This window comes from Streptomyces sp. Ac-502, from assembly GCF_045222935.1.
GTDB classification, from domain to species: Bacteria; Actinomycetota; Actinomycetes; order Streptomycetales; family Streptomycetaceae; genus Streptomyces; species Streptomyces monomycini.
Genome location: NZ_JBHFFO010000001.1, coordinates 8,341,098 through 8,367,760 on the forward strand (window position 1 = coordinate 8,341,098; position 26,663 = coordinate 8,367,760).

The 26,663-nt window shown below is 71.0% G+C and carries 18 protein-coding genes and 6 pseudogenes; 11 read left to right on the forward strand and 13 right to left on the reverse strand.

Translation table 11 applies throughout. The features are described 5' to 3' along the window. Nucleotides 1–52: 52 nt before the first annotated feature. The gene (gene serC / locus ACEXOX_RS37880) at nt 53–1,201 is read left to right on the forward strand and encodes a 3-phosphoserine/phosphohydroxythreonine transaminase (RefSeq protein WP_406525305.1); all 1,149 of its coding nucleotides are present in this window, start codon (nt 53–55) and stop codon (nt 1,199–1,201) included. 61 nt (nt 1,202–1,262) lie between these two features. Here serC and ACEXOX_RS37885 read toward each other — a convergent pair whose 3' ends face one another. Then, entirely contained in the window at nt 1,263–2,057 is a 795-nt protein-coding gene (locus tag ACEXOX_RS37885) for a methyltransferase domain-containing protein (protein WP_406525306.1), read from the reverse strand. A gap of 142 nt (nt 2,058–2,199) precedes the next feature. After that, a pseudogene (locus tag ACEXOX_RS37890) lies at nt 2,200–3,387 on the reverse strand (lyase family protein); the annotation flags it as partial. 708 nt (nt 3,388–4,095) lie between these two features. On the opposite strand from ACEXOX_RS37890, the gene ACEXOX_RS37895 reads away from it, so the two are divergent. Then, nucleotides 4,096–4,332, forward strand: coding sequence for a type II CAAX prenyl endopeptidase Rce1 family protein (locus ACEXOX_RS37895; protein ID WP_406525307.1), 237 nt, complete (start codon nt 4,096–4,098; stop codon nt 4,330–4,332). A 50-nt stretch (nt 4,333–4,382) separates the two neighbouring features. On the opposite strand, the pseudogene ACEXOX_RS37900 reads toward ACEXOX_RS37895, so the two are convergent. Beyond that, nucleotides 4,383–6,055 (reverse strand): annotated as a pseudogene (locus tag ACEXOX_RS37900) (alpha/beta hydrolase). 60 nt (nt 6,056–6,115) lie between these two features. Further along, nucleotides 6,116–6,292, reverse strand: a complete 177-nt coding sequence (locus ACEXOX_RS37905) for an SHOCT domain-containing protein (protein WP_406525308.1) — start codon at nt 6,290–6,292, stop codon at nt 6,116–6,118. A 337-nt stretch (nt 6,293–6,629) separates the two neighbouring features. Here ACEXOX_RS37905 and ACEXOX_RS37910 point away from each other — a divergent pair, with 337 nt between their 5' ends. The 5 genes from ACEXOX_RS37910 to ACEXOX_RS37930 all read left to right on the forward strand — a co-directional run bounded on the left by ACEXOX_RS37910 (nt 6,630) and on the right by ACEXOX_RS37930 (nt 13,358). Next, entirely contained in the window at nt 6,630–6,794 is a 165-nt protein-coding gene (locus ACEXOX_RS37910; RefSeq protein ID WP_406525309.1) for a hypothetical protein, read from the forward strand. A 550-nt stretch (nt 6,795–7,344) separates the two neighbouring features. Next, nucleotides 7,345–10,044, forward strand: a complete 2,700-nt coding sequence (locus ACEXOX_RS37915; protein ID WP_406525310.1) for a YfhO family protein — start codon at nt 7,345–7,347, stop codon at nt 10,042–10,044. Beyond that, entirely contained in the window at nt 10,041–11,012 is a 972-nt protein-coding gene (locus tag ACEXOX_RS37920) for a glycosyltransferase family 2 protein (RefSeq protein WP_406525311.1), read from the forward strand. The genes ACEXOX_RS37915 and ACEXOX_RS37920 overlap by 4 nt, the downstream gene beginning before the upstream one ends. Next, nucleotides 11,009–11,467: a GtrA family protein gene (locus ACEXOX_RS37925; protein WP_406525312.1), complete on the forward strand. Its 459-nt coding sequence runs from the start codon at nt 11,009–11,011 to the stop codon at nt 11,465–11,467. Before ACEXOX_RS37920 ends, ACEXOX_RS37925 begins: the two co-directional genes overlap by 4 nt. 115 nt (nt 11,468–11,582) lie before the next feature. Continuing rightward, complete coding sequence (locus ACEXOX_RS37930; RefSeq protein WP_406525313.1) at nt 11,583–13,358, forward strand: PIG-L family deacetylase; 1,776 nt, start codon at nt 11,583–11,585, stop codon at nt 13,356–13,358. A 225-nt stretch (nt 13,359–13,583) separates the two neighbouring features. Here the strand turns inward: ACEXOX_RS37930 and ACEXOX_RS37935 are convergent, their stop codons facing one another. From ACEXOX_RS37935 to ACEXOX_RS37955, 5 genes and pseudogenes are all read right to left on the reverse strand, one after another. Continuing rightward, nucleotides 13,584–14,582 (reverse strand): urease accessory protein UreD, encoded by a 999-nt coding sequence (locus ACEXOX_RS37935; RefSeq protein ID WP_406525314.1) that lies wholly within the window; start codon nt 14,580–14,582, stop codon nt 13,584–13,586. A 65-nt stretch (nt 14,583–14,647) separates the two neighbouring features. Continuing rightward, a pseudogene (locus ACEXOX_RS37940) lies at nt 14,648–15,688 on the reverse strand (urease subunit alpha); the annotation flags it as partial. Between the two features lie 5 nt (nt 15,689–15,693). Further along, the gene (ureB, locus tag ACEXOX_RS37945) at nt 15,694–16,128 is read right to left on the reverse strand and encodes an urease subunit beta (RefSeq protein WP_406526597.1); all 435 of its coding nucleotides are present in this window, start codon (nt 16,126–16,128) and stop codon (nt 15,694–15,696) included. Continuing rightward, nucleotides 16,111–16,402: pseudogene (locus tag ACEXOX_RS37950) on the reverse strand (urease subunit gamma); the annotation flags it as partial. The pseudogene ACEXOX_RS37950 and the gene ureB, both read right to left, overlap by 18 nt. A gap of 327 nt (nt 16,403–16,729) precedes the next feature. Continuing rightward, on the reverse strand, nt 16,730–18,190 hold the full coding sequence (locus tag ACEXOX_RS37955; protein ID WP_406525315.1) for an HNH endonuclease: 1,461 nt from the start codon (nt 18,188–18,190) through the stop codon (nt 16,730–16,732). Between the two features lie 189 nt (nt 18,191–18,379). Here ACEXOX_RS37955 and ACEXOX_RS37960 point away from each other — a divergent pair, with 189 nt between their 5' ends. Beyond that, nucleotides 18,380–18,712: a DUF6461 domain-containing protein gene (locus ACEXOX_RS37960; RefSeq protein WP_406525316.1), complete on the forward strand. Its 333-nt coding sequence runs from the start codon at nt 18,380–18,382 to the stop codon at nt 18,710–18,712. Between the two features lie 223 nt (nt 18,713–18,935). Then, a pseudogene (locus tag ACEXOX_RS37965) lies at nt 18,936–19,090 on the forward strand (glycine hydroxymethyltransferase); the annotation flags it as partial. Nucleotides 19,091–19,273: 183 nt separating this feature from the next. Here the strand turns inward: ACEXOX_RS37965 and ACEXOX_RS37970 are convergent. Then, nucleotides 19,274–19,885 carry a TetR/AcrR family transcriptional regulator gene (locus ACEXOX_RS37970; protein ID WP_406525317.1) on the reverse strand — a complete coding sequence of 204 codons (612 nt, stop codon included), beginning with the start codon at nt 19,883–19,885 and terminating at the stop codon, nt 19,274–19,276. 83 nt (nt 19,886–19,968) lie between these two features. Here ACEXOX_RS37970 and ACEXOX_RS37975 point away from each other — a divergent pair, with 83 nt between their 5' ends. Next, complete coding sequence (locus tag ACEXOX_RS37975) at nt 19,969–20,889, forward strand: NADP-dependent oxidoreductase (protein WP_406525318.1); 921 nt, start codon at nt 19,969–19,971, stop codon at nt 20,887–20,889. A 245-nt stretch (nt 20,890–21,134) separates the two neighbouring features. Then, nucleotides 21,135–21,743, forward strand: coding sequence for a hypothetical protein (locus ACEXOX_RS37980; RefSeq protein WP_406525319.1), 609 nt, complete (start codon nt 21,135–21,137; stop codon nt 21,741–21,743). 137 nt (nt 21,744–21,880) lie between these two features. Here ACEXOX_RS37980 and ACEXOX_RS37985 read toward each other — a convergent pair whose 3' ends face one another. From ACEXOX_RS37985 to ACEXOX_RS37995, 3 genes and pseudogenes are all read right to left on the reverse strand, one after another. Next, complete coding sequence (locus ACEXOX_RS37985; protein WP_406525320.1) at nt 21,881–23,230, reverse strand: MFS transporter; 1,350 nt, start codon at nt 23,228–23,230, stop codon at nt 21,881–21,883. After that, nucleotides 23,227–25,239: a PEP/pyruvate-binding domain-containing protein gene (locus tag ACEXOX_RS37990; protein WP_406525321.1), complete on the reverse strand. Its 2,013-nt coding sequence runs from the start codon at nt 25,237–25,239 to the stop codon at nt 23,227–23,229. Before ACEXOX_RS37990 ends, ACEXOX_RS37985 begins: the two co-directional genes overlap by 4 nt. A 667-nt stretch (nt 25,240–25,906) precedes the next feature. Next, a pseudogene (locus ACEXOX_RS37995) lies at nt 25,907–26,449 on the reverse strand (acetyl-CoA carboxylase biotin carboxylase subunit family protein); the annotation flags it as partial. Nucleotides 26,450–26,663 lie beyond the last annotated feature (214 nt).

The following is a 26,663-nucleotide window of genomic DNA, read 5'->3' on the forward strand; positions in this document are numbered from 1 at the left end:
AGGGGCGGCGGCCGGGAGGCGAGGACGTACGGATGACCGGGAGGGCTGCGGGATGGGACGGCGGCAGACGGAAGAAGCGGAACGGCGGGGCGCGCCCGGCACGCGGCCGGAGCCCCGGGACGCGTACAACTTCTCCGCCGGGCCCGCGACGCTGCCCCGGCCGGTGGTCCGGCGGGTGCGCGAGGAGTTCGCGGCGCACGTGGGCGACGGTGCGTCGATCATTGAGATCAGCCACAAACACCCCCGCTTCACCGGAGTGCTCGACACCGCCGTGGCGCTGTACCGGGAGGTGACCGGGCTCCCGGAGGACCACCATGTGCTGTTCGTGCACGGCGGCGCCCGTATGCAGTGCGCCGCCGTGCCGCTCAACCTCGTCGGCCGGTCACCGACCCGTACCGCCGGGTACGTCGTGACCGGCCTGTTCGCCCAGCAGGCGCGGCGGGAAGGCGCCCGCTACGGCACCGCGGTGACAGTCGCCGGCAGCGAGGGCACCGGCTTCGACCGGATACCGGAGGTGACCGCACGGCACTGTCCGCCGGACGCCGCCTTCCTCCACCTCACCAGCAACAACACCGTCTACGGCACCCGCTGGAACGATTTCCCACGCGACTGCCCCGCCCCGCTGGTGGCCGACGCCACCAGCGACATTCTCTCCCGGCGGCTGGACCACAGCCGGTTCGGCATCGTCTACGCCGGGTTCCAGAAGAACCTGGGGCCCGCCGGCACGGCCCTGGTCACCGTACGGGACGACCTGCTCGGCCACGCGCTGCCCGAGACGCCCCGACTGCTGGACTACTCCGTCCACGCCGCGTCCAGGTCCCTCGACAACACCCCGAACACCTTCGCCGTCTTCGTCCTCGCCCTGACGCTGGAGTGGATACGTGACCAGGGCGGTCTCGCGGCGGTCGAGCGGACGAACCTGGCCAAGGCGCGGCTGCTGTACGAGGAGCTGGACCGTACGGCGTTCTACCGCCCCACCGCCCACCCGGACCACCGCTCCGTCACCAACATCGTCTTCCGGCTCGCCGACGAGTCGCTGACCGGGGAGTTCCTGGACCGGGCGCGGGACCAGGGGCTTCTCGGGCTGGCCGGGCACCGTCTGGTGGGCGGGGTGCGGGCGTCCGTCTACAACGGGATGCCCCTGGAGGGCGTACGGGCGCTGGCGGACTTCCTCCGGGAGTTCGCGCGCGTACGGGGGTGAGGCGGGCGGGCCGCGCGGACGAGGGCCCGGCCCAGGGTGTGGCCGGGCCCCGCGGGCCGGTTCAGTCGCCGGGCTTGACCACGGTGAACGCGTACCGGCCGAGGCTGAAGAAGTACCGGCCCGCCGCGTCCAGCTCGCGCAGCTCACGGGCCCAGGCACTGGTCTCCTCCGGGTCCGCGCCGGGATGGCCGGCGAGGAACGCCTCGATGAAGCCGACCTGCCAGTAGCTGTAGGCGTCGCGGTGGCACCGCCGGTCGAGGAAGGTCAGTGTGGTCAGGCTCTCCTCGGTGAACCCGGCCTCCTGGAGCAGTGGACCGAGCCGTCGGGGCAGCCGGGGGTCGGCGACGTGGTCCTCCCACAGGGTGAGGATCCGCCGCATCCGGGGGCGGTCGGCGGAGTGCCACACCAGGGAGTCCCAGTCGGTGTCGAGCACCACCGCGCGGCCTCCCGGGCGCAGCACCCGGTACAGCTCGGCCAGCGCCCGTTCGATGTCGCCGACGTACTCGTAGACCTGCGAGGAGACGGCGGCGTCGAACGACGCGTCGGGGAACGGAATCTCCTCGCAGCGCCCCGTCACCAGGTTCACCCGCGCGCCGGCCGGCGCGCACCGCGCCCTGGCCAGGTCCAGCATCGACGCGCTGATGTCGATGCCGCACACCGCGCCGTCCGGGCCCACCGGGTCCACCAGCTCCGAGATCAGGTAGCCGGGGCCGCAGCCGACGTCCAGCACCCGCTGCCCGGACGTCACGTCGAGCTGCCGGAGCAGGTGCTGCCGCTGCCCGCGCATCTCGGGGGTGTGCGCCTCGACGTCGGCCTCGCAGGCCCGTTCGCCGTCGAAGCGCAGGAGAGCGGTCATGAGGGCACCCCTCCTCCGTACGGGCCACCCGTGGCGCGCCGGGTGTCCCGGGCGCGGCGGACCGGTGCCGTGCGCGGGCCAGCGCCCGGTCGGTCAGGGCGCCGGCCTCGCCCACGTAGCGTGCCGGGTCGAGCAGGTCGTCGAGCGTGGTGGCGGAGATCTGCGAAGTGATGTCCGCGCACTCGCGCAGGCAGGCGCGCAGCGGGCGGCCGTCGCTCTGCGCCCGCTGGCTCACCGCGTAGACGAGGGTGTGCGCGCTCTGCTTGCCGATGCGTTCGCCCAGCGCCAGCATCAGCGCCTCCGTGCACAGGAACTCCGCCACGGAGGCCGCGTTCGCCGCCATCCGCTCGCGGTGCACCTGGAGCCCGGCGAGGACCTCGTTCAGGATCGCCAGCGCCGCCAGCGTGTAGTGCGAGACGTCGGCGACCGTGACCCACTCCATCCGCAGGCCCCGCGCGTCGCGCTCGTGCTCCTGCACCATGCCCTCGATGCCGAGCGCGGCGGCGGAACGGGCCAGCCGGGCCAGCAGGACGACCTGTTCGGAACGTTCGGGATTGCGCTTGTGCGGCATGGTGCTGCTGCCCACCCGCCCGTACTCCCAGCCCTCGGACAGTTCGCCGACCTCGGCGCGCGAGAGGACCCGGATCTCCTCGGCGATCCGGGCCAGCGTCCCCGCCAGCAGGGCCAGGGTGGTGCCGTACTCCGCCACCCGGTCCCGGGCCACGTGCCAGCCGACGACGGGCTCCCCGAGCCCGAGGCGGGCGGCGAAGTCGGTGAGCAGTTCCTGCCCGCGCCCCTGGAACCCGGCCATGGTGCCGACGCCGCCGTGCAACTGGGCCACCAGGGCCCGTTCGCGCAACTGGGCCAGCCGCTCACCGTGCCGCCCCAGTTCGTCGAGCCAGCTCGCCACCTTGAGGCCGAAGGTGATCGGCAGCGCGGGCTGGGCGTGGGTGCGGCCCACCATCAGGGAGTCGCGGTGTGCCCCGGCCAGCGCGATCAGACGTGTCGTCATGGCGGCGAGTTCCCGGTCCGCCTCGTCGAGCACGTCCCGCATCTCCAGGGACTGAGAGGTGTCCTGGATGTCCTGGGTGGTCGCCCCCAGGTGCACCATCTCCCCCGCGCCCCCTCGCACGCCGCCGCCAGGCCGCGCAGCAGCGGCACGAGCGAGTGGCCCGTACGGCGGAACTCGGGCTCCAGGGCAGCCAGGTCGATCCGGCCCGGCTCGCAGGCCCGCGCCACCCGCGCCGCAGTACCCGCGGCGATCATGCCGAGCCGTTCCTGACTGGCCGCCAGGGCCGCCTCCACCCGGAGCCATCGGTGCAGCCGACATCGGTCGCAGAAGATGCGGCGGCTGGTGGCCGTGGCGTACCCCTGCCCGTGGAAGACGGAGTCCAGTACGTGCCCCCGCTCGTGCCCGCACTCCGCCGCCGCGCGGCCGCCGTCGCCCTCGAACACCGGTGGCGCGGGCGAGGGGCCGGCGGGTCCGTGGGGGAGGCCGTCCCCGTTCGTGGCGGGTGCCTGCTGGTGCCTGCGAGAAATAGCCATGAATCCTCGCGTTCAGTGAGTCGCTTCTAGATCACTTGGGTCATCCCGGCAGAACTCGCCTCATGGCACCACATGGGGGAGTCGGGGCCAATAGGGTGCGCGGGGACTGTTCCGGGGGCGAGGAGAAGGCGACCTTTCAGCGCCGGACGCGCGGTGTCCGGAAGCCGCCTTCCCGCTCCGGGCGCTAGAGCTACGAGGACGCGCCCTGATCATTGTGCGCAACACCGCCTTGTGACCGAGGTCAGTGCCGGAGCGAAACGGGCAAGTCTTCGTCTCCTACGCTTCCCTGTCGCACCTCTGATGGGCAACTCGATCCCGTCCACGCGCCACCATGGGCAGCGCGAAGCGGGTGGGTGGAGGGTGTAATTAACTCCGGGCAGTCCGACGGGGGTTGACGCCAAGGCGTGGGTAAGTGGGATGGGCGTCCGGCTATGCCAGAGAGCGCGTTCTTCGTCGGTGGAGTACGGGCTCCCCTCAGAGCGCGTTGTTCGGGATGTGGCACGTGCTGCCGTCGCTGGGGCTGGCCGTGGACAAGCCCGCGCTGACACCGCTGTTCGGCCGTTCCCCGCTCGGCGCGGTGTTCGCCGTGGTGGTGGCGGTGCTGTTCACCGGTGCGGCGGGCGTGCTCTTCGGCGAGCTGCGCCGCCGTAGCGGAAGCCTGCTGGCCCCCATGGGCCTGCACTGGGCGGTCAATGCCTTCGGCTATCTGGCGGGCTTCCTGCTGCGGTGACCAGGCGGGAAGTGGGGGCGCGTGAGACGTCTGCACCCTCTGGACGGCGGTCACTTCGGGTTCGCGAGGATGTCCTTGAGGCGGCCGAGGTCCTGAGCGGTGACGTCCGGGGGCCGCAGCACGGCGTGCCACGCGTCCACGTATTCGGTGGTGTAGGTGTGGCCGTGGTCGCCCAGGACGTCGGCGGCGAACGGAAGGTCCGCGGTGACCTGCCAGAAGGACACGAACGGCAGCCACACCATCTGTTCGAGCACATCGTCGCCCGGGCGCCGGCCGATCCAGTCCGGTTCGCGGAAGACGAGGCACGGGCTCCACCAGACGATCGGGTCGGACGCGTGCAGGAGGTACAGGACGCGGCTCCCGTTCCAGGGCCGGTCCGTCCGTCCTTGTAGACGGGCCGGACCTCGGGGCTGCCGGCGTCACGGCGGTCGCTGAACTCCCGGAACAGCGTGTTGAAGGCCGGCGGGCCGGCGAACAGGGTGCCCGCGGTGCGCTTGCGCAGGTCGTATTCCCCGCTGAACGCGGTCTCGCCGCCGAAGGACCCCAGGCTCTCCCCGGCGACGAACAGCCGGGGGCGCTTGTCGGACGGCAGTTTCGACCAGGCGTCGTAGACGGCGCGGCCCGCCTCGCGGGCCTTGGTCTGATCGACCAGGTAGGAGAGCCATGACGGGAGGTAGGAGTACTGCATCGTGACGGTGGCGGAGTCGCCGCCGCTGAGGTACTCGAAGGTGTCCACAGCGGCGGGATCGACCCAGCCGCTTCCGGTGGTCGTCATCACGAGCAGGTTCTCCCGCCGGAAGCCGCCCTGACGGGTCAGGTCGGCGACCGCTTGGGCGGCACGGGCCTCCGTGTCGTCGGACGACGCCAGTCCGGCGTAGGGCCGGGTCGGTTCCGTCGCCGGGCGGCCGGTGAACGTCCCGATGGCGGCCGCCGACGGGCCGGTGCCGGTGAAGTTGCGCCCTTGCAGGCCCAGTGAGTCCCACGGTACGAGTGAGCCCGGCCCGCCGGAGCGCAGGGTCGTCGCGGGCCGGCGCGCCCCTTCCTCGGTCGTCGTGTCGCGCAGCGAGAAGGTGTGGTTGGCGAGACCGACGAGCCCGTCCAGCAGCAGCCCGGTGACGATCGCCCAGACGAGGGCGGCGACCGCGGTCCAGCCGACGGCGGACGCGGCGCGTGGCCCGATCCAGCGCTTGAGCAGACGCGCGAGCCGGCGGTACAGGCCGCGGATGCCGCGCGCGGTCAGCAGGAGGAGACAGAAGACCAGCACCGCGACCAGGGGCGCCAGCACGGCAAGCGGAACGCTGAACTGGGTCACCCCCATCAGCCGGCGGATCCGGTACTGCCAGTACTGCCCGAAGCCGAAGGAAAGGCCGAACAGGACGACCGCGCTCCAGGCGAAGACGGTCCAGGACCTGCGTCGCGGGCGGCGCGGCACCCGGTCGGCGAACGCGCGCCACACCCGCGCGGCCAGCACCCCGGCCGCGTAGCCGAGGGCCGCGTCGATACCGCAGATCAGACCCTGGAGGATGCCGCCGCGCGGAAGCAGCGACGGGGTGGAGGAGAGACAGGCGAACAGCAGCGCACCCCAGCACGCGGGCAGGACGACGGAGAACGGCCTCCGGCGGCGACGGGGCTCCGGCGGCGGAGGGCCGGAACCGTCAGCCGCCGGCGCGGCATCCCCGTGCGGGGACGGACCGGTCGGCGGCTCCGGTGTTTCTCCCGTCATGGTTTCCTCCGTCCGGAAGGCTCCACCAGGACGACGCGACGACGCCCGGCACCGCGGAAGTCAGTGCAGCGCTTTGTCCTTCGCCCGCTGGAACTCGTCGTCCGAGAGGTCGCCGCGCTCCTTGAGCCGGGACAGCTTCGCCAACGTCTCGGCCTGGTTGGTGCGGGGCGTGTCCGCCGCCGCGGCCCGGCGTACGTACGCGTCGAACGCCTCCTGCCGGGCCTGCGCCCTGCCCACCTCGCGCCGGCCCGGCAGGAGGCGTTCGTCGGCAGCTGTGCGGGGCCGGTCCCGGTCGTCATCGCGGTCTCTCTCCGTCCCTGGGGGAGTCGCACGTCATTGAGCGCCGGATCGGGCGGGGCGGCATCCCCCGTAAGAGGTGAGCGGACGGCGCACGCGGGGGCGCCGTCCGCCGTCGGGAAGTGCCGGGCGGTGTTCCTCCAGCGGATGGCCCGCCGTACCCTCGTTCTACAGCTGCCGCCCCGGACCTCGGCGGCTCGTTTCCCGATGGACGTGTGTCCTGGACGGGCGGCAGGTGATGCGAGATGTATGAGCGGGATGACCGCCGGTGAGGTCCGTGCGCGGGGAGTTCGCCGAGTCCCTCTTCGGCAGTCTCGCGATCGGCAATTCCCTCGCGTTCACGGCTTTCGACCTGTGCCTGATCGTGGCCGCACTCGAATGCCGCAGTGAGACCGGCACTGCGCTGAAGACCGCCAGTTTCGCACCACCGACCTCGACATGAAGCATTTCGCATGGGCCCTCGTGCCCGCCCTCGCGCCGCTGTTCCTGTGGGAACTCGGCAAGCTCGTGGCCCGCGGGCGAGGCCGTGTCGAGTGACGGCCGGGGTTACGCGACTGCCCGAAAGGCCCTGCCGGATGCCCGGCAGGGCAGAGTGCGGAGCAATACCCGATGCGCTGGATCCGCGCTCCGCCCGAAAGCGTCCTGACGTCGAAATGATGAACGCTCACAGGTTCATGGAATGCGCTCCGTGAACAAGTGACTGCAAAACCTGCATGCGCGGCGGCAGGGGAGGCGACTTCGCAGGTGAGGGGTGGTAACGGAACGGCAACATTTACGGTGCTCCGGCTCGTGCCGTGCAACCTTTCGGCCTGAGTTCTTTCCGTGGAAGTGCTTCGGTGCCCGCGGGGCGCTTCCGTCTTCCTTGCGTGTTACATGCCCACGCCATCCGTCCGAGGAGATTCACATCACATTCGCCGGGTTTGGGGAACCTGTCCGCAAACAAGGCCCTCTGTACGTGCATGACGCAGGTGAGCAGAGAAGTGCGGGGTTCCGTGGCAGTGGCGGTCAAAAGACTGGCCTCGCCCGCGGAGCGGCTCACCCCGTCGCGGCTCGCGCCGTCTTTCTCGGCGCTGCTGGCCATGGGTTCCTATTGCCTCGGTATGGCGATGCTGGGCAGTTATCCGTTCGGCTCCCGTTCCCGTGCCGTCAACGACCTCGGTAATCAGTTTGTGCCGTTCCACGCTCATCTGTGGGACCTGCTGCACGGCAAGGCCACGGGCGACTTGGCCTTCAACTGGAACAGCGGCTACGGCGTCCCCTTTCTCGCGGACTTCCTCACCTATCTGATGAATCCGTTCTCCTGGCTCGTCGGCCTGTTCCCCCGCGACCTGGTCGAGCTGCCGGTCTTTCTCGTCACGCTGGGCTGCATCGGGCTCGGTACGGCGCTGATGACCGTCTTCCTCGGGCGGCTGCACCCCGGTTCGCCGTGGCTGCGCGCGCTGCTCGCGGTGGGCTACGGGACCTGCGGCTGGGTGGTGAGCGACGGTACGGCGGACCCGATGTGGATGTGGGGGCTGGTCTCGCTGCCGCTGATCGGCATCGCCGCCGACTGGTGCCTGCACCGGCGCCGCTGGGTGATCGGCACCCTGTTCGTCGGTGTGTCGTGGGCGGGGAACTTCTACACGGCGGCGATGGCGACCCTCGCCATGGCGCTGGTGCTGGTCGTACGCCTGCTGCTCGCCACGGACCTGCCCGTACGGGACCGGCTGCGTTCCCTGGCCCGCGCGGCCACCATGGCGCTGACCGGCATTCTGCTGGCGGCCCCCGCCGTCATCGTCAGCTTCAAGGCCAGCAAGGCGTCCCAGCCTGCCCCGGAGGCGGTCTTCCGGGGGCGGCCGCCGACGCTGGACTTCCTGGCGGAGCTGCTGCCCGGCGGGCGGGGTGCGGTGAACGCGCCGCACCTGTTCATCGGGGTGCTGGGGCTGCTGCTGGTGGCGGCCTTCCCGTTCGTCCGTGCCATTCCGGTCCGTACGCGGGTCGCCTGGTACGTCCTGGCCGCCGGTGTCGCGGTCTCCTTCGTGTGGAAGCCGACGTTGCTGCTCTGGCACGGTCTGGCGGTCCCCAACGGCAGCCCGTACCGCGCCTCCTTCGTGCTCAGCGCGGTGCTGGTGATCATCGCGTGGCTGGCGCTGGCGCACCGGCCGCGCCCGCGCGAGCTGGCGGCCGGTGCCGTACTGGTCGCCCTGCTCGCCGTGCTGTGCCACGGCCGCAGCGGGGTCGGCCCGGCCACCTGGATCCTGGTGCTGGGCTCCGGCGCGGTGGTGCTCGCGGCGCTGCTGGCGCTGGCCCGGAACCGCGCGGGACGAACCCTGCATACCGTCGTCGCCGCCGCGCTGACCTGCGCCGTCTTCTTCGGTTCGGCCTATGCGGCGTTCTCCGTGACGGCGGCCAGGGACAAGCTCAAGTGGTTCAAGCCGAAGATCACTCTGAGTGCGGAGGCACTCAGGACCCACCGCGAGCTCGGACAGCGAAACGACTGGCCGCGCTCGCGCACCGACCCCGGACCGCACGAGTTCGCCAACAACGACCCCCTGCTGCTGGGCGGCGAGGGCGGCTCGTACTACAGCAGCTACCTGCCGAAGCGGACCGCGCGCACCCTGCGCGAGATGGGCGCCGGCTGGTACATCCAGGGCCGTCACACACTCAGCGTCCAAGACCCCGTAAGCCGGGCGATCATGGGCGTGAGCAGCTTCCGCACCGGACCGCAGGCAGGCCCGGTCCGTGTAGGACAGTCCGCCGCCGCGCCCCTGCTGACCGTACGGCCCGGACTGACGGCGGACGATTTCGACCAGCGGCGGAGCGGGGCCGACGCGCGGGGCATCGACGTACGGCACGACCCGCGCGTCGGCGGCGGCACGGTCTTCGCCCGCCAGGAACGGCTGCTCGGCGCTTCCCTCTACCAGGTGCCGAGCCTGCGCCCCACGGCCGGCCCCGCACCGCGGCAGCTCGACGGAGGCTGGCGCCTGCCCGCCGCCCCCAAGCGCAACGTGGTCACCTCCTTCAGCGCCCAGTGCACCCCCGGGAGCACGGCGTACTGGTACGCCCCCTGGTACGCAGGGCACGTCACCGGCCCGGGAGGCACCACACGCGGTGTCGGCCGGCAGCAGATGACGGCCAATGGCATCAAGCGCCTGGGCACGGTTCCCGCCGACGGGCGGCTGACGGTGTCCTTCAGCAGCCCGAAGGCCCAGCACATCCCGGAACACCCGATCGGCTGCCTGGCCCCGAAGAAGCTCGCCGCCGCCGTGGCGGACCTGCGCGAACACGCGCCCGTACGGCTCTCGTCGAGCGGCCACGGGCTCTCCGCCGAGCTGCCCGCGCACAGCACCGGCACGGCCGTCCTCGCGGTGCCGACGGTCACCGGCTGGGGCTGCCGGGTGGACGGCGGTGCCTGGCGCGCCCCGCACTCGTTCGGCGGTCTGATGGCCGTACCGCTCGGAGCGGGCGCCACGCGGCTGGACTGCTCGTACCGCACGCCCGGGCTGCTGCCCGGCCTGGCAGCGAGCGGCGGCGCCCTGCTGGCGCTGACCGCCGTGGCCGTCACCTGCGGCGTACGGCGGCGCACGGCACGCCCCGGTGCCCCGGCGCCATCCGCATCTTCTTCTCCCCAGAGCCCACTTCCGGGCTCCAGAACATCCACGGACGCGGTGCACGCTGCCGCGACCCGCCCCGGTGAAAGGGCTGAGTCATGAAACTTTCGGTCGTTGTCCCCTGTTACAACGAAGAGGAAGTCATCGGCCGCTTCGACGAGAAGATCCGCGAGGTGCTCGACCGGCTCGGCGTCGAGTACGAGCTGTGCTACGTCGACGACGGCAGCGCGGACGGCACGCTGCAGCGGATGCGCACCCTCGCCCAGCAGAACGGCAGCACCACCCGCTACGTCTCCTTCAGCCGTAACTTCGGCAAGGAGGCCGCGATGCTCGCGGGTCTGAAGGAGGCCGGCGGCGACGCCGTCATCCTGATGGACGCCGACCTCCAGCACCCGCCCGAGCTCATCGAGAAGATGCTGGACCTCTACCAGCTCGGCCACGACCAGGTCATCGCCAGGCGCAGCCGGGAGGGCGACAAGCCGCTGCGGAGCATGGTCAGCAAGCTCTACTACCGCGCGGTCAACAAGTGGGTGGACGTGGAACTGACCGACGGGGTCGGCGACTTCCGGCTGCTGTCGCGTACGGCTGTGGACGCGCTGGTCTCGCTGCCCGAGTACAACCGCTTCTCCAAGGGTCTGTTCTCCTGGATAGGCTTCGACACCGTCACCTTCGACTACCGCAACGCCCAGCGTGAGGGCGGCGCGACCAAGTGGCGCTTCGGCTCTCTGGTCAACTACGGCATCGACGGCATGATCTCCTTCAACAGCCGTCCGCTGCGGGTGGCGATCTACGCGGGCCTGAGCCTGGCCGGGCTGGCCGCCGCCTACGCCCTGTGGATCATCGGCGCGGCGGTCGTCGGCGGTGTCACCGCGCCGGGTTATGTGACGCTGGTGGCGATCATCGTGGGCCTGGGCGGGCTCCAGATGGTGATGCTCGGCCTGATCGGCGAGTACATCGGCCGTATCTACTACGAGACCAAGCGGCGCCCGCACTTCCTGGTCAAGGAGACCAACGGGACGGCGCCCACGCACCTCCCCGAGGCCCGACTCGCCGGCCGGGCCGGCCGATGACCCTTCACCCACCCGGGCCGGGCCGCGGCGCCCTGACCGCAGAACGCCGCGGCCAACTGGCCAGGCTGCTGCGCTTCGCCGTCGTCGGCGGCGTCAACACCATTACCTTCTACGGTAGTTACCTGGCGCTGCACCCGTGGATGGCGTACTTCGCGGCCTACACGATCGCGTTCGTCTTCAGCATGCTCGGCTCCTTCTTCCTGAACACCTACTTCACCTACCGCACCCGGCCCACCTGGAAGAAGTTCCTGCTCTTCCCACTCACCCAGATCACCAACTACGTGGTGCAGAGCGCGGGTCTGGTCGTGCTGGTCAACTGGTGCGGACTCGACACCCGTATCGCGCCGCTGGTCGCCGCGGTGATCGCGATCCCGTTCACCTACCTGGTGTCCACCCGCATCCTGGCGCCGAGGCGTAGCGGCGGCTGGGAGAGCGTGCCCAGCACGTCGAACTGAGAACGGGGATCAGGGAACCCGGCGCGCCGTTACCCCCTCTACCCAGGTGGCTCATTTCGGTTTGGGCCGGTCTGGTACGTCTTCGGTGCTGCTGGGTGCCGTGAAGGAGCAAGTTGTGTCAACGCCCCCGTCCCGTATGTCCAGGCGGCGGCTGCTCCAGGCTGCCGGGGGCGGCGCGGCCGCGGTGGCGGCCGGGGCCGGAGTGTGGGCCTGGTTCGGGCCGGAGGCCCCGCTGTTGCAGGTCACCGACCCGGCGCGGGAGCGGGAGGCCGCCGCGCACGGCGCGGAGCAGGCGTTTTTGCACGTCGTCGCGCATGCCGACGACTCGTTGTACTTCATGAATCCGGCGCTGGAGCAGTCGGTGCGCAGCGGCGCCCGCTCGGTGACGGTGTGCCTGACCGGCGGCGAGTCGGACGGCCGCAACTACCCTGGACCCAAGAGCGGGGAACGGAAGCCGCCGAGCGATCGGGCGGCGTTCGTGCGGGCCCGTATCAACGGGCTGCGGGCCGCGCACGCGGTGATGGCCACGGGCGACCCGCTGAGCCCGTGGGATGTGGAGGCCATTTCCCTGCTGCCTGGCTTGCAGGTGGAGATGCAGACGTTGCGGGCCGCGCCGCAGAACCAGTTGGTCTTCATGGAGCTGGTGGAGGCGCGGTCCGTCTCCCTGCCGCGCGCGGAGAGCCTGCGCGGCCTGTGGCTGGGCGCCACCGACGGGCTGCCCACGCTGCTTCCGGAGGGCACCCCCGTACAGCGCACGTTCCGTTACACCCGTGAGCAGGTCATCGAGTCGCTGATCGCCCTCTTGGAACGGGTGCGGCCCACCGTGGTGCGCACCCTCGACCCGAACGCGGTCCACGCCCCGCACCAGCCCCCGCCCACCGGCGACCCCAAACTGCGCGGCTTCCTGTACTACGACCACCAGGACCACACCAGCTCGGCGTACTTCGCGCAGGCGGCACTGGCGGGCTACTGGGGGCGCAAGCACAGCCGCCCGACGGTCGTGGAAAGTTACCTCGGCTATGAGTTGGGGGCACTTCCGAACAACGTCGATCTGTCGACCGCCCGGCGTAAGGGTGAGTTGTTGTCGGTGTACGGCTGGGCGGACGGTCGTGACTGTGGGGACCGGGCGGGGTGTGGAGACCGTAAGGTCGGCGGGTCGGCGTTCGAGGGGTGGTCGCGTAACTGGACGCGTAGTACCCGGTTGCGGGCTCCCGGGTCGAACAGCTGGCTGCGGCCGTTGAAGGACGGGCGGCTGGCCGCGTTCGCGGTGCTGGACGGCGGTGCGGTGTGCTGGGCCGAGACCGCGCCGGGCAACGGCAGCTTCAGTGGCCCGCACCGGCTCGGCGGCGGCTTCCTCCAGGGGCAGATCCACGTGGTGAGCCATCCGGGTGGGGCGCTCCAGCTCTTCGCCTCCCGTACGGTCCTGCCCGCCCGTAACCATGCGCACCGCCGGGAGCTGGTGACCGCGTTGCAGAGCGGTACCGCGCGCAACGGGGTGCCGGCCTTCGGCCCGTGGGAGTCGCTGGGCACGCCGGACGCCGCACCGTCGAAGTCTTTGGAGACGGGCTTCCCGGTGGCAGTGGTCGGTCAGGACGGCACGGTGCACGTCTTCGCCCGCGACTGGCGCGGCGGCATCGCGTACCGCAGCGGCGCCCAGGGCGGGGACTGGTCGCTGTGGCGACAGCTGGACGCGCCGACCACCCCCGGGGAGCGAAGGGGCGGGTGCCGGGCGTCGTCGACGGGCTGGACGCGTGCGTGGACTCCGATGGGCTGGTGCACGTGGTGGCGCCGGGCACTGACCGGGCCGTGCACCACTGGGTGTCGAGGGAAGCGGGGCAGATACCGGAGCCCACGGGGGAGACGGGTCTGCCCGAGCCGGGCAGTCCGTTGAGTCTGGCGGCGCTGGGCGGCGGGGAAGTGCGTGTGGCGTACCGGCAGAGTGTCACGGCTCGGGTGCTGCTGGCCGAGCGGCGGCCGCAGTCCGGCTCCTGGCGGGTGGCGGCGCGGTATGAGCCGGTGGGTGGGTACGGGCGGGTGGCCTTGGCGGCCGTCGGCAAGCCCGCGCGGACGGTGGTGCTGGCGGGGCAGGACGACGCGGGTCTGTTGCGGTACGCGCTCAGTGACGCGGGGCAGGGGGCGCCAGGGCGTTGGCTGACGGGGAGGGTGCCGCATTCGGGTGCGGCGGCCGTGGGGCAGGACACCGGCGGGCGTGCGATGCTGGCCGTCCTCGGCAACGACGGACGGCTGCACGTGGTGCGGCAACGGGACGCGGGGACCGGCAGTGCGTTCCAGGAGTGGCGCACTCAACCCGTCTCCGGCTGAAGGGCCTCACATCACCCGCGTACGTTGCGCGGTGTCGAGGAGGCGGCGTAGACGGTGGCCGTCCGGCGCGGCTGGCGGGTCCGGCGAGCGGGGCGAGGACTGCGTGGCCGCCGTCCGGTGCGAGGCCGACAAGGAGGGTTACGGGAGTTGCGTGCTCGTAGGCCGGGTTCACGGTGAGGACTTGGCCGGTGGCTCGGTAGTCGGCCAGGACGGCGTGGCCGGCCCAGCCGGGTGCGCCCGGCCCGTAGGCGGCCTCCTGGTCGAGCAGCGTGCGTCCGCCGCATTGGACAGTGAGCCGCGTGGTCATCTGGCCGGAGGGCTCTCCGGTACGCCGGAGAAGTTGCTCTTCGCGCAGGACGAGACGCGCGGTGGGGGCGAGGTCGATGGTCCAGGTCTGCCGCAGGTTGCTGTCGGCTGCACAGATCAGAGGCTTGGGAGTCCAGCGGAGTTCGGCGTACTCGGCGACGGTCAGGTGGACGTCGTAGGTGGCGTGGTCCGCGGTGGCGCCGCGCAGGGCGAGGGTCGCGGCGGCGGAGGTGATGTGCAACGTGGTGCCCAGCTGGGCGGTGGCCTCGATGCGCAGCCGGTCGCCGCCGAGTAGGGCGCTCATGGCACCGATGACGCATACGCGTGCTTCGGTGCTCCGGGAACGGAGGCGCCGCAGTTCGAAGGGCCCGTCGCCGTCGAGGACGGGCAGGACGGTGGTACCGCCCTCGCAGGCTGCCGAGATGCGGGCGGTCGCGTGGACACCTCCAGCAGCCGCCGTGGAAACGGGCGAGGTGGTCAGGGTCATGCGGGGCCCGTGGTCCAGTCGGTGAGGCGGGCGCGGACCCAGTCGGTGACCGGCTGGACGCCGTTGTTGGTGGAGGCGGGCAGGACGTTCGGCTCGCTCACCATTTTGATCATGTCGGGCGCGTGGCCGCCGCCGGTGCCTTCGACATGGAAGACGTGCAGGGGACGTCCCTTGACTGCGTCGAGGGTGTCCTGGACGAACCCGGCCTCGTTCAGGGAGTCTGCGTGCAGCGCGAGCTGGACACCGGTCTCCTTGCAGACCCGCAGGCACTGGTCGATGACGGCCGGGGTCGCGCCCCAGTCCTCGTGCACCTTGAGCCCGATGACGCCGGCTTCCACCTGGTCGAGCATGGACTCCCTGGACATGGTGGCGCCCTTGCCGAGCAGCCCGATGTTGACCGGGAAGGCGTCCAGCGCCTCGAACATCCGGGTCAGATGCCAGGCGCCGGGCGTGACGGTGGTGGCCTTGCTGCCTTCCACGGGGCCTGTACCGCCCCCGATCAGTGTGGTGATCCCCACGGCCAACGCCTCGCCCCCTGGCCGGGGCAGACGAAGTGCACGTGGGTGGCGATGCCGTCGGCGGTGAGGATCCGGCCAGCGCCCGCGATTACCTCGGTGTCCGGACCGACGACGAAGTCGGTGGGGACCGGGCCGGTGCTGTTGTGACCGGCGCCGTTCTCCTCGTGCAGCGGGTCCATCGTCTCGGGGTTGTACGCCTTGCCCAGCGCGACGACATGGCCGTCCCGGATGGCGACATCGGCTTTGACGATGCCCCAGTGGTCCAGTACGACCGCGCCGATGATGGCGGAGTCGGGCGGCAGCACCCGGCGGCCTGCGGCCTGACCGGTCTCGCCCCGGCCCGGGTCACGCGGTGCAACGGACTGCCCACTCGCGGATCACCTTGCCGCCGCCGAAGACCATCTCGTTGCCGCTGCGCCCGGGGCCGCCGGACAAGTCGTCCTCGATCTTGATGCTCAGCGCGGTGTCGGCCAGCCGGATCCGGTCGCGGACGGTGGGGCCGAACCGGTCCGCGTACGCGGCGCGGGACAGGTGGTCGAAGGGCCCCGGCTCTGCCGGGCAGCAGGAACAGTCGGGGCACGAAGTCATGGCCGTCACACCCGCTCCTGGTCGAACGGGCCCCTGAGGTGGTCGAGCGCCCCGTCGATCTTCTCGGGCGGCCCCTTGACCTTGCCGCGCAGGCCGTGCACCACCCTCTCGCCCTCGATGGGTACGAGTTCGACCTCTTCGGTGACGCCGGGCTCGAACCGTACGGAGCTGCCGGCGGGGACGTTCAGCCGCTTGCCCCACGCCTTGTCACGAGGGAACCTCAGCCCGTCGTTGGCCTCGGCGAAGTGGTAGTGCGAACCGACCTGGACGGGGCGGTCGGTCGGACTCTCCACCGTCAGCGTGGTGATCTGATCCCCCTGCCTATGGCGCTCGTTGAACACCACCACCGCGTCGTCTTCCCGGGGAGAGAAGTCCACCTTCCCCGGGAGGACGACCAGCTTCTCGTCTTGGCCCACGGGGGAGGGGGCGTGGAGGGGCACCAGCTTCGTACCGTCGGGGAAGGTGACCACCACCTGCACGTTCTCGACCATCTCCGGCACGCCGTCCATCACCTCCTCACGGGTCAGCAGCTTGCGCCCGGAGGACATCAGCTCGGCGACGGTCCTGCCGTCCCGGGGCCCCTCCAGAACGTGCGCGATCAACAGCGCCATGGATCCGGGTAGTTGAGCCGCACCCCCAGGCCCGGCGCTCCTCGGCGACATCGGCCGCCACGTGCAGCATCAGACGTTCTTGTTCGTGTGGAGTCAGGTGCACAGCCGCATCCCTGCATTCGCTCCTGCCCAGAACTTCTGTTCCGCGCGGCACCGTCGAGGCTGCCACCGCGCGGTGGGCGGCCCGGATGTCGCCCACCCATGCCGATGCCCCGAGCATCGACATCCACAACTGCTCGGCCCCGACATGGCGTAAGCCGTCAGCGGCACGCTGCCATCCCGAAATCGACGGACCGCAGCACCGGCACCCGAAGGAGTGACGGCGGGGCAGTGGGACTTGATGAGGCGAGGCCGCGCGCACGGCTTGCTCGGCATTCCTCGCGAACCTTGCTATTTCGGACCGCATCCTGCCCCGTTGACGCGAGGCAACCTAGCGGTCGTGGAGTGGGGCCGTTTCCGAATTCTCTACTGACGTACGCATCCGGTGGTCATCCTGCGCCGACGCCGCGATCTGACCGCTCCACCGATCCCGGTGGTAGCGCAGGTATGTCCGGCCGATGTAGTGCCAGGGATGGATGGTGAGCGCGCGGAGCTTCTGACCTGTGAGGGTGTCGATCACCATGAAGTCGTCATTGATGATTCGGGCGCCATGGTCGAAGCGTATATGGCAGTTCGAGCACAGACAGAGAAGATTCTCGATAATGTCCGGTCCTGGGTCGGCACCATTCAGGGGCTGGATGTGTGCTGCCTCGGTGTAACCACGTTCCGATGTCGGCAGGCGTATGGTTTCACCGCACATCTGGCAGCTGTCGTACCACTCTTTGATGCGCTTCACGACCGAGGGATCTCGCGTCTTGCGGACCGTCTTGCGAGGGCTTGGCTCGTGCTCCCACGCGCTTGCGGGGTGCGGAATCGCTGACGTGTCCGTCTTTGTGACGCTGGAGATCGCCGCATCCAGGTCCGCTATCAGGGCGTGGACCGTGGAAGCCGGCACCTGGAGCAGTTCCAGAGTGTCGAGACTTGCCCGGCGGACGAGTGACCAGGCGGCGTCCACGTGGGCGCCTTTGATGGAGGACACTTCGCTCGCTGCGAGTGTGCCGGCGATGCGGGACACATGGTCGCTGTCCCGTACCAAGAAATAGCGGGCCAGGCGGGGCAATGCTGCACGCTTCTCCTCGTCGGCCAGGCGAAACGCGATGATCTTCTCCTCGGCGGCTTGGCTGTATCCCAGGACAGGGCGGTGCTGGAAGGCCCATGCGTAAGCGGTGGACAGAGCGTGTGACCATCTCAGGTCCGGGGTCTCCGAGTGATGTGTGTGCGCCGTCGTGGGTGCATGACGCCGGGCGAAGTGCAAGGCGCGGGAGAAGGTCGCTGCGTTGACTTCTTCGAACTGTTGCCATTCGTCGATGGTCAGCTCCCAGAGCACGCCGACCCGGGGCGGGGGGTCGGTAGGTACGGCGTGCCTCCAGTGAGTGGGGAGGAAGCAGTGGTTACCGTCCCAGGCTTTCCGGACGGGGCCTTCCAGCAGTGGGGAAATCGGCGAGGGCCTTCGCTGCCGATGTGGGAACGGGCTGCCAGTCAGCAGTACGGCATCGGTGGCACGGCCGTTTCGACGGGCCTTGTACGCGGTGTAGAGCGCTGAGCCGAACTCCCGGTCGCTCTTCACATGGCGGCGAACGGTGAGCGGAGCGAGTTGTTCGAGGATCAAGGCATCGACCAACGGAGGGCGCGCCGTCTCGGCAGTAACGAAGGAAGCCCAGACAGAAAGCGGCGCTTTGGGCCAGTGTGAAAGCTTGACGGCAGGAGCGATCGCGGTCGACCACCAACACACCGCAGCGGCGTACAATTCATCGGCCTCGATGCCGGTGCCCCGGGCGGTCTCCCGGGCCATGGCCCCGAGGGGCCCTCGCAACAAGACGGGGTTCACATTTCTCCCAACGCTGCTGGAACGTTCTCCCATCATCCTCTTCTCCCGTGGTGACATCGCCCGCGGCGCCTCTTCGAAAAGCCGCCTGTCGAGCCGCGCCGGCTTGCACCGGGCGTTGTCAGCGGCAACAGGCACACTTCGCCGTATGAACTGGTGACCGCGCACGACTACGCCTGGATCCGCACCTCACCGCTCTTCCACCACATGATGGAGGGCGGATACACCCTGACCCTCATACAGGGGCGGTCCCCGCACGAGGTGCTGCGCGCGATGGAGGCGGAGCCGCGCGGCACCGGGGAGGGAACGGCCGGGCTGATCGAGGCGGACGAAGCTCACCGCGCCGAGGTGGGTGATGATTACGGGGACGAGTCCTACGTCGCGGGCGCCTTCAGCGCTCCGGGCGAGAACGGCGACTGGACACTCGTCCTCGGCTTCGACGAGGCGTCGGACATGGGACGTTCGGAGTCCTGTGACGGTAGGCAGTGAGCAGGCTCACCGGCACCTGAGCGCGTGGAGGGCGCTGTATGCCCATGTGTCGCCAGGCAATTCATGTAAACAGACAGGACGCGCCCAGGGCCCAGGCCGCCCGGCCCAGCATCCTGGCTGCTCCGGTGGGGGTCCGCGCACGTTGCTGACCGTGACCTGAACAGCAACACCAGGGCGGTGCTGATGATCAGCAGGCAGGAGACCGTGGTGGCGGGCGCGTCGGTACACCTCGGGCCTCCGCATCGGCACGCCGGTATTGACCACCCGGGGCTGGGTGCGGTGGAGATGGGCGAGATCGCCGGCCTGATCGACAGAGTGCTCACGGCGACCGAGCGGGGCACCACCAGTAGGGGCACTCCTTCGAAGGCGCAGCGCGTTCCGGCCGGGCTGTCTTCCTCACGCAGTGTCGGCCGTTGGCCGGGACGTTGTGTTGCGGTGGGGAACTGGCGGGGTGTGTCCCGATACGGGACGATACGGGGCTGCCGGTTGAGTTATTTGTTGGTCGCCCGGGGCGGGTACGGGGCCGCTAGGCCGGTGAATTCATGATGATGTCCCACGGCGTCATGATCCACCACCAGGATGATCTTTGAAGCCGGTCCGCTCCTGACGCCCGGCTCCGGCCGCGCGTACTTCGGCGAGCGCTTGCCGTGCCAGCGGGCCGAAGTCCTCGCTGTTGTCGGCGTCGAGCCATCGATCGTAGGCGATCTCCCAGACGAGCGTGCCCAGCCTCGCGGCCACGCGCGCGGTCAGGTCCGGGACTCCGCGGCGGTGGAGGGCCTCGATCATCGAGGCGGTGAGGTCGATCCTTTTCAGGGCTTCGCGTTCACGCAGTTCCGTATGGGCGTTCAGTACGGCCTGGCGCCGGCCGCTGAACTCGCGGCGGTCGGCGGTGAAGAACGTCCGGCCGAGCGCGTCGAGGGCGTCCGCCACCGCGTCGAGCGGCCCGGCCGCCGGCGGCGCCGAGGCGATCCCTTCGACGAGCAGGCCGGCCACCGTGCCCCCGCCGAAGAGCACTTCGCGCTTGTCCGGGAAGTGCCGGAAGAACGTGCTCTTGGTGAGCCCCGCGCGCTCCGCGATGTCGATCACGGTCGTGTTCTCGTAGCCGCGCTCCTCGAAGAGGTCGAGGGCGGCGGCGGCGAGTCGTCCTGGTGCGTCGGGTTGCCAGCGAGCCATGGGAGCAGTGTACGGGACTTGGTCCCATCGTTGGTGTACGGTCGATGAGACCAAGTCCCATCACTGCCCAGGAGGCGGCGTCGATGAGTAGAGCTGTGCGTTACCGGCGATTTGGCGGTCCCGAAGTACTCGAACTGCAGGAGATACCCGAGCCGCACGCCGCACCGGACGAGGTTCGCGTCCGGGTCACTGCCGCCGGGCTGAATCCGATGGACTGGCAAATCACCACACAGCCCGACATGGCGGCGCGGTTCGGCATCACCTTGCCGGCCGGGTTCGGCAGTGACTTCGCCGGAGTGGTGGACGAGGTGGGCGCCGAAGCCACGGGATTCGCGGTCGGCGACCGGGTGTTCGGGGCTGCGATCGGCCGGTCCGTCGCCGATTTCGTGCTGGTCAAGACGCCCACGGCAGCGCTGTGGCCCATCCCGGAGGGCATCGGCGACGACGTGGCGGGCGTGCTTCCGGTGTCCGGTCTGACGGCCTCCGCCGCGCTCGCCGCGATCGGGCTCCGCGCCGGGGACACCGTCCTGATCGGTGGGGCGGCGGGCGGCGTGGGCATCTTCGCCGTGCAGCTGGCGAAGCTGGCGGGCGCCCGGGTGCTCGGCACCGCCTCCGAGGGGACGTTCGGATTCCTGCGCGGGCTCGGCGCCGAACCCGTGGCGTACGGCCCCGGCCTGGCGGACCGGGTGCGAGCCCTGGCGCCCGAGGGGATCACCGCCGCAACCGACCTGTTCGGACGGGAGGCGGCCGAGACCGCGCTCAAGCTCGGCGTGGCACCCGAGCGGATCTCCGTCGTGGCCGACGGCCCCGCCCTGCCGCCCGGTGTGCGCAAGGCAGGCGCCCTCGACGCGAGCCCGGGCGCCCTGGAGCGGATCGCCGACGCGATTCGTTCCGGCGGGATCACGGTGCCGATCGCGGCGACCTTCCCGGTCGAGCGGATTCGCGAAGCCGTGACGACGCAGACCGAGAGGCATGTTCACGGCAAGATCGTCATCGCCCTGTGAACGGCGGCCGGCCGCCCGGTCGCGACCGGGCGGTCCGCCACACGCCACGCTGACCGTCGTGGTGCTCGGTGGCGTGCCGGCGAGTGGCGTGTGCCGTTCAGGGGTATGGCGGGAAGCAGCGATGACGGGGGAGAGGTCTCTTCCGGGTGCGCAAGGGGCTGTTGGGCCACTTCGCGTATCTGTTTGTCACGCAGCCGGCATGGGCGCGTCCGAGTGGCGCGTCGAAGAGAGAGGCGCCGAACGCCATGCAGAGAACCTCCTTCCGTGGCTTCTTCCGTACCGGTCTCGCGTTGCCGGCCGCCGTGGTGGCGTCGGTCGTGCTGGGTACCACGGCGGGTGCGGCCGTGCCGGCGGACGTGTCGCACGGCGCTCCGGCGGTCGGGACGCGGGCACCTTCGGCGCGCGGCTGCGCCATCGTCTACTTCGATCTGGGCGAGACTCTGGTGCACACGGCCGCGGACTCCAGCATCAGCTACCTGCCGGGTGCAGCCGCGTACCTGCGCGCGTTGCGGGAGCGGCACATCAAGGTCGGGCTGATCACCAACGTGCCGTCCTCGTGGGGCACGACGGACGCCGAGCGCGCTGCCGCCCTGAAGAAGGAGGTCGACGGCGCCTGGAAGGGGCCCGTCCCGTTCGCCTGGAAGGACTTCGGCGACCGGATTCTCACTCCGCGCACCGAGGCGGAGCGTAAGCCGGCGCCCGCCCTCTGGAAGCGTGCCAAGGCCGCGGCGCACGGCTGCCGCCTCGTCTACGAGGGGAGACCGCCAAGGAGACGTACGTGGCGGCTTCGCTCGGTTATGTGGCCTATCGGGTCGGACGGCCCTTCGGTCCCGCCTACCTTCCGGTCCGAGTGATCGAGTCCCTGACGTACGGCTCTCACCGGCGCGCCTGAACCGTTGCGTGCGCGCCTGCGCCCGTACGCACGCCCGCACGCCCGCGCTCGTACGCCCGCACGCCCGCCCCCCGATGTGGGCGCGGGCGTGCGGACGTCCTACACGGCGGCTTTGCGATGCGAGTCCGGTGCGGAGGGCTTCGCCTCCTGCGTCATCCCCTCAGCACCGCGCCGCATCTTCGTGCTGCGCAGCACCAGTTGGAAGGCGCCGAGCAGCACCGCGGTCGCCAGGGCGCTGTGCCAGAGCAGGGCGTCCAGATGGCCTGCGGAGAGATAGGCGCCCACGGCGACGGCCGCCAGCGCGCACACCGCACGGTCCACGATCGACTCGACCGACAGCAGCGTCGCCCGTGGGGCACCGGCAGGCACGGCGTCGTTGACCAGTTTGCGCTGGATGGGATAGGCGAAGCCGGCCGCGGCGGCGAACACGCACAGCAGGGCGACGACCGTCCAGGGCCCGCCGAGGGTGATGCCCGCCAGCGTGCCCGCGAGGACGAGGCTGAGGACGGAGACCCAGGCCACCGGTGTCAGGCGGCGGCCCAGCCACTGGGGGCGCGCCGAGCCGATGGCCTCCGCCACCGTCATGGCGGCCAGTACCCCGCCGTGCGCGGACTCGCCGATGCCGTGGTCGAGCAGGATCGGCTGGAAGAGGTTGACCTGGCAGATCCTGGACAGGGTGAACACGGCCACGCCCTGGACCATGACCAGCGCCAGCCACGGCGAGGAGACGACGCAGCGCAGCGCTGCCTTCGCGTCGCCCAGCGAGGTGCCGCGCCCGCCCCGTGGTGCCCGGGGCTTTCCGGCCCGGCCCGGCGAGGTCGTGGCGCGAGCCTTGGAGGGCGTCGCGGATCGGGGCAGGGCGATGACGCAGATCAGGGAACCCGCCGCGCTCAGGGCGCTCAGCAGGTACGGGGCCGGGTGGACGAAAGCCATCAGCGGCCCGACCAGGGGCCAGCACAGGATCTTCGCGGCGAGTCCGAGTGCCCGGGCGGTCCCCTCCGCCTTGAGGTAGTGCTCCTCGCACCCCTCGGCGCGCAGCCCGTCGTACAGGTAGGCGCTGGCCGCGCCCGAGGTGAGCGAGCGGCCGGCGGCGATGGCCAGGAAGTGGACGAGGAAGCCGGAGTACGAGGAACTGACCACCGGGGCGAGATTCGCGGCCGTCATCACGACGGCGCCGGCCCGCAGGCAGTTGCGGGTACCGATCCGGTCGGCGATCAGCCCGGTCGGTATCTCGAAGAGGCAGAAGGCCACGTAGTAGATGCTCTGGATACCGAAGATCTGCCCGTCGGAGAGCCCGGCGTCCTTCTGGTAGGCGTAGAACACCGGCATCCACCACAGCAGGTTGAACAGCAGCTGGAAGCCGTAGTTGAGCCGGATGACGCGCCGGGCGGTGCCGGTCAGGGGCGTGGCCGCGGGCCGCGCCGCGGAGCGCGGGAGGCGGGGGCTCACAGCGCGTAGGGGCGGATCTGGACCAGGCGGAAGTCGCCCTGGTCGGTCAGCAGCCACTCGATGTCCAGCGGGTCGTCCACGTCGGGGGCGCTGAAGTGGGACTGCAGCAGCCGGCCGGTCAGGGACAGGTCGGCGAGCCGGGCCTGTGTGGCGGCGGGCAGGCCCTCGCTCCAGGAACCGAGGGCGACGGTGCGTCCGCCGCCCTCGACGGTGTTGTAGAGGTACTGCTGCGGCAGTACCTCTCCCTCGACGACCTGTTCGGGGGAGCCCGGCGAACAGTTGAGGTAGACGTTGCGGAAGTCCTCGCGCCGGGTGGGGTCGCAGGTCACCAGGACACCGCCGAGCGCGGCGGGGACGTACTCCTGGATGATCACGCCCATGTAGGTGTCGTCCAGGGATATGCCCACCTGGTGGCGCAGCCGCACACTGCGCGGGGAGAGCAGGGAGGCCCACACCTGCCGTACGGCGTCGAGGAGTTCGTCCGTGCCGTGGACGGTGGTGACGGATTCGTAGACCCCTGCCGCGGAGAAGCCCGGCAGGTCCTCGGCGTTGGAGGAGGAGCGCACCACGAGACGGCCGCCCGCGGCGAGCGGGGCGGGGAAGGACCGGGTGATCTCCCCGGTGACGGAGTCGGGCATCGCGGTGTGCCGGATCAGGTGCTGGATCTGCAGGCAGAGCGGGTCGAGGACGTCCATGGCGTCGAGTTCGAGCGCCATCTTCAGCTTGCCGATGCCCTGCTGGAGCGCGGGGGAGGAGGTCAGGAAACGGTGCAGGAGGGAGAACGGCAGGGCCACTCCCTCGGGGGCCGCGACCGTTCCGGCCACGAAGGAGGACGCGGCCGCGCGGAGTTCGGTGGCGGAGGGCGCGTCCAGGCCGAGCCGAGCCGCGAGGTGCCCGTACAGGTTCTTACGGGGCGGGCGGGGGCGGCCGTAGAACGCGGTGAGGTCGGCCGTGCGGCTGTCGAGGACGTGGTGCAGCTCTCCGAGGTTGGCCGCCTTGGTGCCGTATCGGTCCCGGTCGGCGCTGCGCAGCCGGTGCAGGGAGAGTACGGGCGCGTCCTCCAAGAGCGGTGGTTCCAGGCGGATGCGCTGCTGGTGCCAGGCCGGGGCCCGCAGTTCGGGGGCCTGCTCCAGCCGCTCCAGGGTGATCTCGTCCTCGCTGACCCGGTAGCGGACCCAGGCCCCGTCCAAACCGTCCTTCCGGACGAGCTGGTCCAGGTCGCGGACGATCGCGTTGGGGATGCCCCACCCGGAGGCGAGGACGTTGGTGTGGGAGAGCGGGGTGATGGGCGCGGTGTTGATGAATCCGGCCACCCGCTGCACGCCGTCCGGCAGGCAGGGCATGGCGACGATGTCCGACCAGCCGAGGCCGCCGGCCGCCGCCTCGTACTCCGCCACGCTCGTGAAGCAGCGCAGCCGTCCGGTGGCTTCCCCGGCGTTGAGCGGCACGCGGACCCTGGAGCCGAAGAGTTCGTGACCGAGAACGCGCGGCACCCGCTGCTCACTGACCGAGGCCAGTGCCTCCTCCTGACCGTGGTTGGCGGGCTTGAGCAGGAGCGGCAGCCTGCCGTCGACGCGCTCCCGGACGAAGGTGTAGAAGAACTCCAGCAACTCCCCGTGCATGGTGTCGGCCTCGGTCGTCTCCAGCACGAGGAAGGTGCGCTCGCGGCCCTCCCGGTCCTCGTCGGTGTGCAGGGACAGCACCCCGAGCAGGAAGCGGCGCTCGGGTTCCATGTAGACGGACGCGTTGAACTCGTCCAGTTGCGCGTCGAGTTCGGCCAGATCCATGCCGAGGACACGGGTGGCGATGTAGTTCACGTGGAAGGGGTGGGCGGCCGTGTCGAGCAGGTGCCAGGTGGTCTCGGCACGGTCGACGACGACCTTCAGGTACGGGTGGCCTGCCAGGACCCCGGACAGTGTGCGGAACAGCGGCAGCGAGAGGTTCTCGCCGATGACCGTGCGGTCGGTCGCGGGGTCCGCGACGCTGACGGTGAGCTGGGTGGTGGTCATACGGCGACTCCCTCGGGCGGTACGGCCGGCTGGACGCGCGGGCGGGCGGGGGTGCGGACGGTGTGGACGTGGGAGCGGGCGCGGGCGTGCGCGCGGGCGTGGCCGTGTCCGGGACTGTGTCCAGGGCCGGGGCCGGGGCCGGGGCCGTGGACAGGGGCCGGGTGGCCGGGGACCCGGACCGCGGCGCGGCGGTTACGGCGGGCGGCAGCACCTCGGGCAGCGCGTCCACCAGAGCCGTGAAGTCACGCAGCACGGTGCGCGCGTCGGCGGCGGAGAGCAGGCACAGGGCCGCCATCGTGTTGGCGCCGCCGGCGGGGTCGTAGACCGGCACGGTGCTGCCGTCGGGCAGGGAACTCTCCGGTACGACCGAGAGCGTGCTGCCCTCGCTCAGCGCGACGGCCTCCCGCACCACGGGGAAGTCCCACACCCTGCGGTCCCGCCAGGCCGCGCCCTGGCCGTCCACCGCGAGGACGACGAGGGAACCCGCGGCGCCCCGCGCCTGCTCCGGACCGAGGACCCGCTCGGGCCAGGCGACCGGACGGCCCAGCAGATGGTCCACGAGCATGCCGACGACGTCGAGCCCGAACACCTCCTCGATCTGCGGAACGGTCATCGCGCCGCCGAACCGGGCGGCCGTCTCGATCAGCCACATGCGCCCGTCGGCACCGAGCTTGATCTCGGTGTGGGTGCCGCAGTCGCGCAGGCCGAGGGCGTCGACGGCCTCCCGGGCGAGGGCGACGACGCGGTCCTGGAGGTCCGCGGGAAGCGACGCGGGGGTGATCCCGGCGCGCTCGGTGAACGGCTGCACCGTCGGCATCCGGCCGCTGACGCAGACCGGCCGGAAGACGCCGCCGGTCACCACGCCCTCGACGCTGACGTAGTCGCCCCAGCCGGGCTCGTCGAACCAGCCCGCGGTGTCGCCGGTGACGATCTCCTCGACCACGAAGTGTCCCGCCGCCTCGGCCACATGGAGCTCGGCGAAGCCCAGCCGGGCGGACTGGTCCATGGTTTCGCGCGAGCGCTGCCAGGCGGCGTCGGCCTCCTGCGGGGAGGCGATGATCTGATGGGCGGTGGAGCCCGCGCTCCAGGCCGCCTTCAGCAGCAGGGGAGCGGTCAGGGCGGCGACGGCCTCGTGAAGGTCCGCCGGTGTGGCGACGGGGCGGAACGCGGGCTGCGGCAGGCCGTGCATGTGCCAGGTGTGCCGCATCATCCGCTTGTCGCGGGCGAGCGCGGCGGCGTCTCCCGCCCCGGCGAGACCGAGCGCCGCACACGCCTCGGCGACGGCCACGACCGCGTACTCGGAGAAGGTGAGAACCGCCTCCGCGCCGACGGCTCCGGCCCGCGAGACGATCAACGAGACCAGGTCGGACCGCTCCGCGTCGGTGGGCAGCACGACCGAGGCGCACAGCCGCTCCGCGGACGCG